This window comes from Citrobacter sp. RHB21-C05 (genome assembly GCF_013889015.1).
Lineage (GTDB): Bacteria > Pseudomonadota > Gammaproteobacteria > Enterobacterales > Enterobacteriaceae > Citrobacter_A > Citrobacter_A sedlakii.
This window is the reverse complement of the sequence record NZ_CP057611.1, coordinates 2,372,416-2,384,299: the sequence shown is the minus strand read 5'-3', so window position 1 is coordinate 2,384,299 and position 11,884 is coordinate 2,372,416. Positions and strand designations below refer to the sequence as shown.

The following is an 11,884-nucleotide window of genomic DNA, read 5'->3' as shown; positions in this document are numbered from 1 at the left end:
CTGTAGCAGAACAGGGGCTTGGTACTTAACGGGCCACCCGCAAACCGTTTTCTACGCCGCGTGAGAACACAACCTGCCACAGCTGAATATCCCGCGCGCGGAACGCGCCCGCACAGGCATTCAGATAATAGCTGAACATCCGTTTGAAGCGCTCGCTGTAGTTATCGGCAATATCAGGCCATGCCGCGAGGAATCGCTCATACCATGCCATGAGGGTTGTGTCATAGTCCGCGCCAAAGTTATGCCAGTCTTCCATCACAAAGTGCGATTCACTGGCGTTCGCGATCTGGCGAACCGAAGGCAAACAACCGTTCGGGAAAATATACTTATTGATCCACGGGTCGACGTTATTGTCGGTTTTTTTCGAACCGATGGTATGCAGCAGAAAAATGCCGTCCGGTTTTAAATTCCGATCCACCACCTCGAAATAGGTGTTGTAATTTTTCGGGCCGACGTGTTCAAACATCCCGACCGAGACAATGCGGTCAAACTGATCGCGTAAATCACGATAGTCCTCAAGCAGGATGGTGACATCGAGTCCGGTACAGCGCGCCTGCGCCATTTTTTGCTGCTCAGCGGAAATCGTCACGCCGACCACGCTGACGCCGAAGTGGGTCGCCATATATTGCGCCAGACCGCCCCAACCGCAGCCGATATCCAGCACGCGCATGCCGGGACGTAATTGCAGCTTTTCACAAATCAGTTGGAGTTTGGCTTGTTGCGCCGCCTCAAGCGTTCCGGCCTCTTTCCAGTATCCGCAGGAATATTGCATATACGGATCGAGCATTCGACTAAACAGATCATTACCCAGATCGTAGTGCTCTTTGCCGACAATCCAGGCGCGTTTTTTGCTTTGTAAATTAAACAGGCGAGCGCCAGCGATGCGGAGAGTATCTTTGAAATGATGGGGGAGTTGATTTTCCAGTCCGGCGCGAAGGACTTTGCTAAAAAACATGTCCAGACGATCGCATTCCCACCAGCCATCCATATAGCTTTCGCCCAAACCGAGTGAGCCCTGCTGTAATACGCGTTTAAAAAAACGGGGGTTATTGACGCGGATATCAGCGGAGGCTGAACCGTTGATGGCTATGCCTGCGCGGCTTAATAATTCGTTGGTGATACGGTACCAGTCGTCATCCGGTACGTTAACTTCTTCTATACACGATGAACTCATAGCTTCTCCATCACTGGTCGGTGATCAGAACCTTAAAACAGCGTAGACGCTTTTTGGCTTTGTGAGAAATCTCACGGAAATATTCCGCGAGTCTATAATCCGACGTAGAACAGAGGAAGGGAGAAACCCTTGCCGAAAAGGCCATCCATGGTGAAGCGGGAACGCTCCGGTTCCCGTTAACACATAATTATTATCGTATTTTTAACAACCGAAATTTAGTATAGGCCTCAAAAACCGATGATACAACCAAAAATTGTTAGCTTCCTAACGAATAAAATATATTAGCGTTATCAATGGGATTCGCCGTGGGCCATCTCCGTATTGTCCTGCTGACGTTCCACAATACCCGCCTGCGCCTGCATTTTGTAACCCAATGCCGCCAGCACCACGGTGGCCAGCATAACGCTGGTGGTGGTGAGAAGTGGGGTGCTGATTAACCACGAAACCACCAGACTTGCCAGGAAGCATAATCCCAACTGAAGCGTATTCTGCAATGCCACAGCGCGCCCTGTCGCCTGAGGAAACGGACGTAACGCCTGGGCCACGACTATCGGGTAGATCGCGCCGTTCGCAATCGCCATGACGCAGAAGGGGATCAGCACTTCCGTCAGCGAGACGTGATTCAGAAAACCCACGCCCCAGGTGGCGACAACGCTTAGCGCGTAGAGGACCAGCAGCCAGGGAAGAAGCTGCTGCCCCTGCCATTTTTGCAGCGCTGCGCGACACCCATAACCGCCAACCAGAAAGGCGATGGTCTGCGGCACATAGCTCAGGCCAATGACCGCCGGACTATAGCCCATTTCGCTCAGGATAAACGGCGAACCGGTGAGCCAGGCAAAGAAGCTGGCAGAGCAGGCCGCGTAGATCAGCACATTGCCACGATAAGCCCGGGTACGCAGCAGCGTCGCGAACGTCAGCTTATCCTGGCCATCCTTACGGGCGTTTTGAGTCGGTTTCAGACGCAGAGCGGGCAGCATCAACACCAGGGTAATCGCGAACAGAGTGGCGAAAATCGCCTGCCAGGAAAAATGGGTCAGGATCCAACTACCTAGCAAGGGCGCCAGCGCAGGGGAAAGGCCCACTAACGGCATTATGGTCGCAAAAATGCGGTTAATCTTCTGCGAAGGATAATAGTCCGTTACCAGCGCCTGCCAGATCACCGTTGCGGCGCAGACGCCTACCGCCTGCACAAAGCGTAAAACCAGCAGTGCGGCGGCGCTTTCTACCCACAGCATCCCCAGGCTGCCGAGGGCAAAAATGGCTAAACCTGACAGCAGGATCGGTTTGCGTCCATAGCGGTCTGAAAGCGGTCCCCACAGCAGTTGCGCAACGGCAAAACCCGCTAAAAACAGGCTGAGGCTGGCGCTGACCGCCGACGCGGGCGTTTGCAGGTCGGATTGAATGGCGGCGAAAGCGGGGAGATACATGTCGGTGGCCAGAAAGCCCAGTACGCTCAGTCCCGCCAGCCAGATTAAAAACCCTTTTCCAGGTTGCATCGCTGCTTGCATAGTTGTTCTCTTATTTTAATGAATAATCTTCGCGCAGAGTGTAGGGAGTGTCTTTCTCCTTGTGAAACGGTAATATTTGGTTATTGCATTCAAAAATTTTGCAGGCAGATTATGTGGTCAGAATATGCGCTGGAAGTCGTCGACGCCGTTGCGCGTAACGGCAGCTTCAGTTCAGCGGCTCAGGAATTGCACCGGGTGCCTTCTGCGGTCAGCTACACGGTACGGCAACTGGAAGAGTGGTTGGCGGTCCCACTGTTTGAACGCCGCCACCGTGACGTGGTGCTGACGCCCGCCGGGGCCTGGTTTTTAAAAGAAGGGCGTTCTGTTATCAAAAAAATGCAGGACACCCGGCAACAGTGTCAGCAAATCGCCAATGGCTGGCGCGGGCAGTTGCCTGTTGCGGTGGATAATATCGTGCGTCCGGAACGGACCCGCCAGATGGTCGTCGACTTTTACCGTCATTTTGATGATGTAGAGCTGCTGGTTTTTCAGGAAGTTTTCAATGGCGTCTGGGACGCGTTGTCCGATGGTCGGGTGGAGTTGGCCATTGGCGCGACGCGCGCTATTCCGGTGGGCGGTCGCTATGCCTTTCGCGATATGGGAATGTTGAGCTGGAGTTGCGTGGTGGCGCGTTCCCATCCGCTGGCGAGCATAATGGGGCCGTTGAGCGACGACACGCTGCGAAACTGGCCGTCGCTGGTGCTGGAGGATACCTCCCGAAACCTGCCCAAACGCGTCACATGGTTACTGGATAATCAACGCCGTATGGTCGTGCCGGACTGGGACTCTTCCGCAACCTGTATCAGTGCTGGATTGTGTATTGGCATGGTGCCGACGCATTTTGCAAAACCTCGTCTTAACACGGGGCAGTGGGTTGCGCTGGAGCTGGAAAATCCTTTCCCGGATGCCGCCTGCTGTCTTACCTGGCAACAAAACGATACCTCGCCGGCGCTGGCGTGGCTGCTGGAGTATCTGGGAGACAGTGAAACACTGAACAGAGAGTGGCTGCGGGAGCCTGATGAGACTCCCGCAGGCGCGACTTAACGGCGGTAGTCGCGGAACGGGCCGTCCGCAACAGAGCGACGTTCAATCAGTCGCGGGTGGACTTCGATCGACTGAGATTCCTCGCGCTTATTGACGATACGGTCTAACAGCATATTAAACGCCGTTTCACCCAGAGAATCCTTCGGCTGATGAATAGTGGTTAACGCTGGCGTAAAGAAGCGCGCGTTTCGCACGTTGTCATAACCGATCAGCGAGACATCCTGCGGAACGCGCAGACCCATTTCATCGGCAGCACAGAGCGCGCCCATCGCCATAATGTCGCCGCCACAGAATACCGCTGTCGGACGGTGTGACTGCGACAGGATTTGCTGCATTGCGCGGTAGCCGGACTCCGGCTCAAAATCGCCCTGCACAATCCAGTTTTCCGGCACGTTGATCAGCGCTTCTTCCATCGCTTTCATAAAGCCAGCCAGACGGCCTGCGCCGGTGTTCCGCTCCAACGGACCGGGAATCACGCCGATTTCACGATGTCCGCGCTCCACCAGGTATCGGCCTGCCATATAGCCGCCTTCAAAGGCGTTATCGATCACCGTGTCCGTGAAATCGGCTTTGGCTTCGCCCCAGTCCATCACTACCATGGGAATATGACGGTATTCTTCGAGCATAGAAAGCAGAGGTTCCGGATATTCAGAACACATGACCAACAGGCCATCCACGCGTTTTTGCGCCATCATCGACAGATAGGCGCGCTGTTTTTCTAGGTTATTCCACGCGTTGCCGAGGATGAGGGTATAACCCTTCTGGAAACAGTTTTTTTCAACGGCTTCTATAATTTCGGCAAAGTAGGCGGCTTCGCTGCTGGTCGCCAACAGGCCGATGGACTTGGTATGGTTGACCTTCAGGCTTCGGGCGACGGCGCTGGGGGAATAGTGCAATTCTTTGATTGCCGCCCACACCGCGTTACGCGTTTCCTCTGCAACAAAACGCGTTTTGTTAATAACGTGTGATACGGTTGTAGTGGAAACGTTTGCTCGTTTCGCTACATCTTTAATTGTTGCCATTACATCTCACTCCAGACCCAACCTGAACAGTAAAATACGCTAAGTAAACGTTTGCCTTTACACACCCTGATCGCAACATCAGGGTTGCGGCACGCCGGGAAAACGACACGGAACGTCAGGAAGGGGTCAATGGCCGGTACGCTAAACAAGTAAGCGTCGAATTTTGGCTGATCTTAACGAAAAGGGGAAGTGTTAAAAACAGATATCACCCTAAATCGTGGGAGATTTTTGCTTTCAAGTGTGTAAAAATGCGCTATATCACTTTTTGTGTGGGAATAAAAAGGAGAAAAGTTGATGAGCACCGATCTGAAATTTTCATTAGTGACCACGTTTATTGTTCTGGCTCTGATCGTGGCAGGTGGTTTAACCGCAGCACTGCACTGATTTACCGCTGAGGGAGTGTCGCTCCCTCACATTCCCTTCGCCAATTGTTATCTAAAATGCAAAAGTCTTTTGTAAATTTGTTAACTTCTCTTTTTTTGTGATTGATGTCATGCTTTTGGCTTTTCTTGTCCACCGCGTTTAAGCGCGAACAGGCGGAGTCATTACCGTATGAAAATAAATTACCCTTTACTGGCGTTGGCCATAGGCGCGTTCGGGATCGGCACCACTGAATTTTCTCCCATGGGATTATTGCCGGTCATCGCTCGCGGGGTTGATGTGACGATTCCCGCCGCAGGAATGCTGATCAGCGCTTATGCCATTGGGGTGATGGTCGGCGCGCCGTTAATGACGCTACTGCTTTCACATCGCGGACGTCGCAATGCGCTGATCTTTCTGATGGCCATTTTCACCGTGGGCAATGTGCTTTCCGCTATCTCTCCTGATTACACCACCCTGATGCTCTCTCGCGTTCTGACCAGTCTGAACCACGGCGCCTTTTTTGGGCTGGGCTCCGTCGTGGCGGCAAGCGTGGTGCCAAAGCATAAGCAGGCCAGCGCGGTGGCAACAATGTTTATGGGACTGACGATCGCCAACATCGGCGGTGTTCCGGCTGCCACCTGGCTCGGTGAAACTATCGGCTGGCGAATGTCGTTTATGGCGACCGCCGGGCTGGGCGTTATCGCGATGGCGAGCCTGTTCTTCTCCTTGCCGAAGGGCAGCGCTGGAACGCGTCCGGAGGTAAAAAAGGAACTGGCGGTGCTGATGCGTCCGCAGGTGTTGACGGCGTTATTAACCACTGTTCTGGGGGCTGGGGCGATGTTTACGCTGTATACCTACATCGCGCCCGTATTGCACAGCATTACGCATGCCTCGCCAGCGTTTGTCACCGGTATGCTGGTGCTGATTGGCGTTGGGTTTTCCATCGGTAATTATTTTGGCGGGAAACTGGCTGACCGTTCGGTGAATGGCACCCTGAAAGGTTTTCTGTTGCTTCTGATGGTGATTATGCTGGCGATCCCCTTTCTGGCGCAAAATGCGCTGGGGGCAGCGATCGCTATGGTGGTCTGGGGAGCGGCGACCTTCGCAGTGGTGCCTCCACTGCAAATGCGGGTGATGCGTGTGGCGCACGAGGCGCCGGGCCTTTCTTCGTCAGTGAATATTGGCGCTTTTAACCTGGGTAATGCGCTGGGCGCTGCCGCGGGCGGGGCGGTCATTTCCGGCGGTCTGGGCTACGCTTTTGTTCCGGTTATGGGGGCGATCGTGGCGGGGCTGGCGCTACTGCTGGTGTTTATTTCCGCCAGAAAACAGCCGCAGACAGAGTGCGTCGCCAGCTAAGACAGCAAACTCTTTAATGCCCGACGCACGAATGTGCTGTCGGGCATTTTTCAGTTATGCGGCAAAGTTTTTCGCCACAAACGCCCAGTTAACCAGCGCCCAGAAGTTTTCCAGATAACCCGGACGCGCGTTACGATAGTCAATGTAATAGGCGTGTTCCCATACGTCGACGGTCATTAACGGCGTGGCGTCTGTGGTGAGCGGCGTCTCCGCGTTAGACGTGGACACGATAGCCAGCTTGCCGTCTTTGTCTTTAACCAGCCAGGTCCAGCCGGAGCCGAAGTTCTTGATCGCGGCATCGGTAAACTGGGCCTTGAAGTCGGCGAAGCTGCCAAACGCGGCGGCGATAGCGTCAGCCAGTTCACCCGTGGGTTCCCCACCGGCATTCGGCGCCAGGCAATTCCAGTAGAAGGTGTGGTTCCAGACCTGAGCGGCGTTGTTAAACACGCCCCCCTCAGAGCTCCGCACAATCTCTTTCAGCGATTTGCCTTCAAATGCGGTGCCTTTGATCAGGTTATTCAGGTTTGTCACATAGGTCTGATGGTGTTTGCCATAGTGGTATTCCAGCGTTTCAGCGGAAATATGCGGCGCAAGCGCATCTTTGGCATACGGTAATGCAGGTAATTCGAACGACATTGCTTCTCTCCTTATTATTAATATTGATTCGCACAATAACCTTATTGTACGTAAGGATAGGGTAGCAAATTGAAAGGTGTGGCAAAAGAAGAACTTACCCTGTTGTGTAACAACAGGGTAAAGTTTTAGCGAATGGTTTTCGGCGTCATCACCCGGCGGGCGCCGACATAATGGCGCTGCCAGTAGTCTTCGCTAAGAGAGGTGATTTGGATTTCCTGACCGCTGCGTGGCGACTGAATAAATTTGCCGTTACCGACGTAGACGCCAACGTGATCGGCTGTGCCGCGACCCTGGGTACGGAAGAACACCAGATCGCCATTTTTCAGCTCTCCCCGTTCGATCGGCGCCGCATCACGCAGGTGATACATCTCGTTTGCCGTGCGGGGTATGCGGAATTTAACCAAATCCTTATAGGCGTAATAGACCAGACCGCTACAGTCGAAGCCAGTACGCGGCGATGTACCGCCCCAGCGGTAGGGTTTACCAATCTGGCTCATCAGTTTATTCATTGCTGTACTGGTGGCTTTTTGGACTTTTAACTTATGCGCGTCCGCAAGGGTGCTGGCCGCTGCGCTTTTCACCTTCACGCAGTGTGGCTTGCGGCCTTTGCGTGGCGTGCATTTTTCCGTCCAGCTTACGACGGCTGTCTTCGAAACGCCAGATTTTGTGCGGCGACTGGTTGTTCGGGAGGTTTTGCTGGAGGGGGTTACACGTTTTTTGCTGGCCGATGCCGTTTTCACTGCGTTTTTAGCGGTTGTTTTTTTTGCGGTGCGTTGGGAATTTTTCGTGGTCTTTTTCGCTGTTGCGGTGCTTTTTTTCATGTCTGCGGTTTTCTTGCTGTGAGAAATATCAGACGTTGTCCTGGCCTGCCGGGAAGCCTGGGCCACGGACATAAAGGAAATCGTTGTAAACAGTAAAGCACAGAGCGTGATGGAGAGTCGGTTAATCCGCGCCACTGAGCATTCCTCGGTTAAGGCAGGCGCAATCATGCCTGCATGTGATTTACAAAACCTGATGATTCTAATCTATAGAATTGGAGAAAGTTAATAGCTTTTATTGTTAAAAAAAGTGTTCCGCGCATAAGTGCCAAAAAAAGCAGCAACCAAAGGTAAATTTGCTTATTCAATAGACAATTGGCTGAAAAGGGCGGCCTGAACAGTGATTTGCAATGCAACTTAAGGCTTCAGACGATAAAATAGTAAAGCGTAATGAAAATGTTATTTTCCGATGTCGGCCTGAGCCGTTACAATGTCAGACGACTGCCGTAAAAGAAGTTAAGGAAGCAAGACAATGAGCACCACTATCGAAAAAATTCAGCGCCAGATCGCTGAAAACCCAATCCTGCTGTATATGAAAGGTTCGCCAAAACTGCCAAGCTGCGGGTTCTCTGCCCAGGCTGTGCAGGCGCTTTCTGCCTGTGGTGAGCGTTTTGCTTATGTCGATATTTTGCAGAACCCGGATATCCGCGCCGAACTGCCGAAGTATGCTAACTGGCCAACCTTCCCGCAGTTGTGGGTTGATGGCGAACTGGTTGGCGGCTGCGACATCCTGATCGAAATGTATCAGCGTGGCGAATTGCAGCAACTGATCAAAGAGACCGCGGCGAAGTACAAGTCTGAAGAATCAGATACCGAGTAAGGTGACGCCTGCGGGATTTAGGTGACAGGCTGGAGAAGGCGCCAACGCGCGGTCATCCGGCACTCACTAAAAAAGCGACCGAAAGGTCGCTTTTTTACGTTCGGCGTTAAGCCTCGGGCATGGCCAGCGGCCAGCCGCCCAGACGTTTCCAGCGGTTGACGATTTCACAAAACAGCACTGCCGTACGTTCCGTGTCGTAAAGCGCCGAATGAGCCTGCGTGCCGTCAAACTCCATACCTGCCGCCAGACAGGCTTTCGACAGAACCGTTTGGCCTAGCGCCAGTCCGCTGAGGGCGGCAGTGTCGAAAGTGACAAACGGATGAAAAGGGTTGCGCTTTAGCGAGGCGCGCTCGGCCGCCGCCATCATAAAGCTGTGATCGAACGTAGCGTTATGCGCCACCATGATCGCGCGGTTACAGCCGCTGTCTTTAATTCCTTTCCGCACCATTTTAAAAATGGCGTGCAGGGCGTCATATTCACTCACCGCGCCACGCAGCGGGTTGCTGGGGTCGATGCCGTTAAACGCCAGCGCTTCGGGCTGCAAATTCGCGCCTTCGAACGGTTCGACATGGAAATGCAGCGTAGTGTCCGGCATCAGCCAGCCCTGTTCATCCATTTTCAACGTGATGGCGGCAATTTCAAGCAGCGCATCGGTTCTGGCATTAAACCCGGCCGTTTCAACATCAATGACGACAGGGTAAAAACCGCGAAAACGGTCGCACAGACCGGTAAGTTGAGCGTTATCGGACATCGGGGTCTCTTAAATACAGAAAAAATGCAGCGCGTAGTATGCCAAAAAAAGGCGCTCATTGCAGTAAAACTGCGGGCGCAGAGAAGCCGCGCCCGGAAGGGATTAATTACCCAGACCGCGACCGGCGTCTTTTTCTTCGATCAATTCGATTTTGTAACCGTCCGGATCTTCAACAAACGCAATCACGGTGGTGCCGCCTTTTACCGGACCCGCTTCGCGCGTGACATTACCGCCGTTCTGGCGAATCCGCTCGCAGGCTTCCGCTGCGTTATCAACGCTCAGCGCAATGTGACCATAGGCGGTCCCCAGTTCATAGCGATCGACACCCCAGTTATACGTCAGTTCGATCACCGCTTCGTCACTCTCTTCACCGTAGCCGACAAATGCCAGAGAATATTTGTACTCCGGGTTTTCGCTGGTACGCAGCAGTTTCATGCCTAAAACGTTAGTGTAAAAGTCGATAGAACGCTGCAAATCGCCGACGCGCAGCATGGTATGAAGTAAACGCATTGTTTATCCCCTTAAAAATGGTCAATACATTCAAAATGTTGTTTTAGTATAGCGGCGTTTTCGCGCCGCTATCAATGGAGGAATGCCGCAGGTGGGATTACAGCGTCGGGTAATCGGTATAACCTTCCGCGCCGCCACCGTAGAAACTCTCGCTGCGCTGCGGGTTCAGCTCGGCTTTACGTTGCAGTCGGGTGACCAGATCCGGGTTGGCAATGTAATCGCGACCGAACGCAACCGCGTCGATCAACCCTTTTTCAATGAGGGTTTCCGCTTTTTCACGGGTGTATGCGCCAGCGCCAACGATGGGCCCCTGGAAACGCGCGCGTACTTTTTCGCGGAAGGCTTCAGTATAAGACGCGCCGCCTGCCCAGTCCGGCTCGGACATATGCAGATAAGCGATGCCACGTTTACCCAGTTCTTCGATCAGATACAGCGCATCTGCTTCTTCGTTGGGGCCATTGTCCACGTTCTGGAAAGTACCGATAGGGGAGATGCGAATACCAATACGGTCAGCGCCCCATTCCTGAATCCCCGCATCCACAACCTCAAGAACCAGACGCGCGCGATTTTCAACGCTGCCGCCGTACTGGTCGGTACGGTGGTTAGACGAAGGTGAAAGGAACTGATGCAGCAGATATCCGTGGGCGGAGTGCAACTCAACGAGATCGAAACCGGCTTCGCGGGCATTGGCGATGGCCTGGCGGAAATCATTCACAATACCCGGGATTTCATGGGTTTCCAGCGCGCGCGGCATGGAGGTGTCAACGCGGATCGCATTGCCGTTTTCGTCACGTAGAGAGGTGCGCGTCCCGGCGCTCAGCGCGGAAGCGGAAACCGGCGGCTGCCCTCCAGGTTGCAGGCTGGCATGAGAAATGCGCCCGGTGTGCCACAGCTGTACGGCAATATGCCCGTTTTCTGCATGAACGCCGGCAGTAATTTTTTTCCACGCGGCAATCTGCTCGTCGCTGTGCAGACCCGGCGCGCCCGCATAGCCTTTCGCCTGGGCGGAAATTTGCGTCGCTTCGCTGATGATGAGACCGGCGCTGGCGCGCTGGCGGTAATATTCTGCCATTAACGGAGTCGGGATGTCGCCAGGCTCAATGCTGCGCAGACGCGTCAGCGGGGCCATGAATACACGGTTAGCTGCGGTGATCGCACCCACCTTCAGTGGGGTAAACAGTTTTTCAGAGGACATAATGGCTCCAGTGATGAATAGACCGGTCGTCTAGTGATTGAGTAAATAAAAACGCCTGTTAACCCTCAGGCGTTGTGATGATACGTCGCACATGCGCCAGCGCGTTTTCGAGCGGCATGGCGCTGCGCGAAATCTTGGCCTGTAAATTCGCGCCCAACCAGAGCGCGTAAAGGATTTGTGCCTGTTGTAACGGCTCGCCGGGAAATGTCAGACAATGGCTTTCGCGACCCTTTTCCAGCGCCAGGGCGAGAATGGCGATAATATTGCTCGCGCCTTTGTCCATCGCGGAACGCATGTCTTCAGACAGATCGCACACCTCAGCGGACAGTTTGACCGTCAGACAACCACTGATGGTCCCCTGCTGACGAAACTGGTTCAGCGTTTCCTGATAGTAAGCCAGAATGCGGTCACGGTAATTTCCGGCGCCCGTAGTAAAGTGCTCCGTCAATCGCTGATGATAAGCGGCAAAATGGCGCTCCAGCATCGCGACGCCAAAAGCTTCCTTGGAGCGAAAATAGTGGTAAAACGAGCCCTTTGGCACTTCGGCGGTCTTCAACAGTTCGCTAAGGCCCATCCCGGTAAATCCGCGCTGCATGCACAGACGCTCGCCGGTGGCCAGTAAGTGTTCGCGGGTATCGCATTCAGTATGCTTGTTCATAGGGCAGAGTGTAATAGACCAGTCGGTCT

General features: G+C 53.7%; 13 protein-coding genes. 4 read left to right on the top strand and 9 right to left on the bottom strand.

All coding sequences use genetic code 11. The annotated features are described in order from the left end of the window. Positions 1–25: 25 nt before the first annotated feature. Both cfa and punC read right to left on the bottom strand, forming a co-directional pair. Positions 26–1,174 carry a cyclopropane fatty acyl phospholipid synthase gene (cfa, locus tag HVX72_RS11420; RefSeq protein ID WP_181821394.1) on the bottom strand — a complete coding sequence of 383 codons (1,149 nt, stop codon included), beginning with the start codon at positions 1,172–1,174 and terminating at the stop codon, positions 26–28. Positions 1,175–1,464: 290 nt separating this feature from the next. Continuing rightward, positions 1,465–2,670, bottom strand: coding sequence for a purine nucleoside transporter PunC (punC, locus tag HVX72_RS11415; RefSeq protein ID WP_181823267.1), 1,206 nt, complete (start codon positions 2,668–2,670; stop codon positions 1,465–1,467). Between the two features lie 123 nt (positions 2,671–2,793). Here punC and punR point away from each other — a divergent pair, with 123 nt between their 5' ends. After that, positions 2,794–3,726: a DNA-binding transcriptional activator PunR gene (punR, locus tag HVX72_RS11410; protein WP_042282759.1), complete on the top strand. Its 933-nt coding sequence runs from the start codon at positions 2,794–2,796 to the stop codon at positions 3,724–3,726. On the opposite strand, the gene purR is transcribed toward punR, so the two are convergent. Further along, a complete protein-coding gene (gene purR, locus HVX72_RS11405) occupies positions 3,723–4,748 on the bottom strand; it encodes an HTH-type transcriptional repressor PurR (RefSeq protein WP_042282761.1) in 1,026 nt (341 codons plus the stop codon). The genes punR and purR overlap by 4 nt on opposite strands. A 294-nt stretch (positions 4,749–5,042) precedes the next feature. On the opposite strand from purR, the gene HVX72_RS11400 reads away from it, so the two are divergent. Both HVX72_RS11400 and HVX72_RS11395 read left to right on the top strand, forming a co-directional pair. Beyond that, a complete protein-coding gene (locus tag HVX72_RS11400) occupies positions 5,043–5,132 on the top strand; it encodes a YnhF family membrane protein (RefSeq protein ID WP_086512609.1) in 90 nt (29 codons plus the stop codon). 168 nt (positions 5,133–5,300) lie between these two features. Next, positions 5,301–6,467 (top strand): MFS transporter, encoded by a 1,167-nt coding sequence (locus HVX72_RS11395; protein WP_042282763.1) that lies wholly within the window; start codon positions 5,301–5,303, stop codon positions 6,465–6,467. Positions 6,468–6,521: 54 nt separating this feature from the next. Here the strand turns inward: HVX72_RS11395 and sodB are convergent, their stop codons facing one another. Together sodB and HVX72_RS11385 are read right to left on the bottom strand one after the other, a co-directional pair. Next, complete coding sequence (sodB, locus tag HVX72_RS11390; protein WP_181821393.1) at positions 6,522–7,103, bottom strand: superoxide dismutase [Fe]; 582 nt, start codon at positions 7,101–7,103, stop codon at positions 6,522–6,524. A 125-nt stretch (positions 7,104–7,228) separates the two neighbouring features. Then, the gene (locus HVX72_RS11385; RefSeq protein WP_181821392.1) at positions 7,229–8,059 is read right to left on the bottom strand and encodes a C40 family peptidase; all 831 of its coding nucleotides are present in this window, start codon (positions 8,057–8,059) and stop codon (positions 7,229–7,231) included. A 334-nt stretch (positions 8,060–8,393) separates the two neighbouring features. Here HVX72_RS11385 and grxD point away from each other — a divergent pair, with 334 nt between their 5' ends. Then, entirely contained in the window at positions 8,394–8,741 is a 348-nt protein-coding gene (gene grxD, locus HVX72_RS11380; protein ID WP_042282768.1) for a monothiol glutaredoxin 4, read from the top strand. Between the two features lie 106 nt (positions 8,742–8,847). On the opposite strand, the gene rnt is transcribed toward grxD, so the two are convergent. The 4 genes from rnt to HVX72_RS11360 form a co-directional block, all read right to left on the bottom strand. Further along, positions 8,848–9,492: a ribonuclease T gene (gene rnt / locus HVX72_RS11375; protein ID WP_042282769.1), complete on the bottom strand. Its 645-nt coding sequence runs from the start codon at positions 9,490–9,492 to the stop codon at positions 8,848–8,850. Between the two features lie 102 nt (positions 9,493–9,594). Continuing rightward, entirely contained in the window at positions 9,595–10,002 is a 408-nt protein-coding gene (gene gloA, locus HVX72_RS11370; RefSeq protein ID WP_042282771.1) for a lactoylglutathione lyase, read from the bottom strand. 97 nt (positions 10,003–10,099) lie between these two features. Continuing rightward, positions 10,100–11,197: an alkene reductase gene (locus HVX72_RS11365; protein WP_042282773.1), complete on the bottom strand. Its 1,098-nt coding sequence runs from the start codon at positions 11,195–11,197 to the stop codon at positions 10,100–10,102. A 58-nt stretch (positions 11,198–11,255) separates the two neighbouring features. Then, positions 11,256–11,855 carry a TetR/AcrR family transcriptional regulator gene (locus tag HVX72_RS11360; protein ID WP_181821391.1) on the bottom strand — a complete coding sequence of 200 codons (600 nt, stop codon included), beginning with the start codon at positions 11,853–11,855 and terminating at the stop codon, positions 11,256–11,258. Positions 11,856–11,884: the final 29 nt, after the last annotated feature.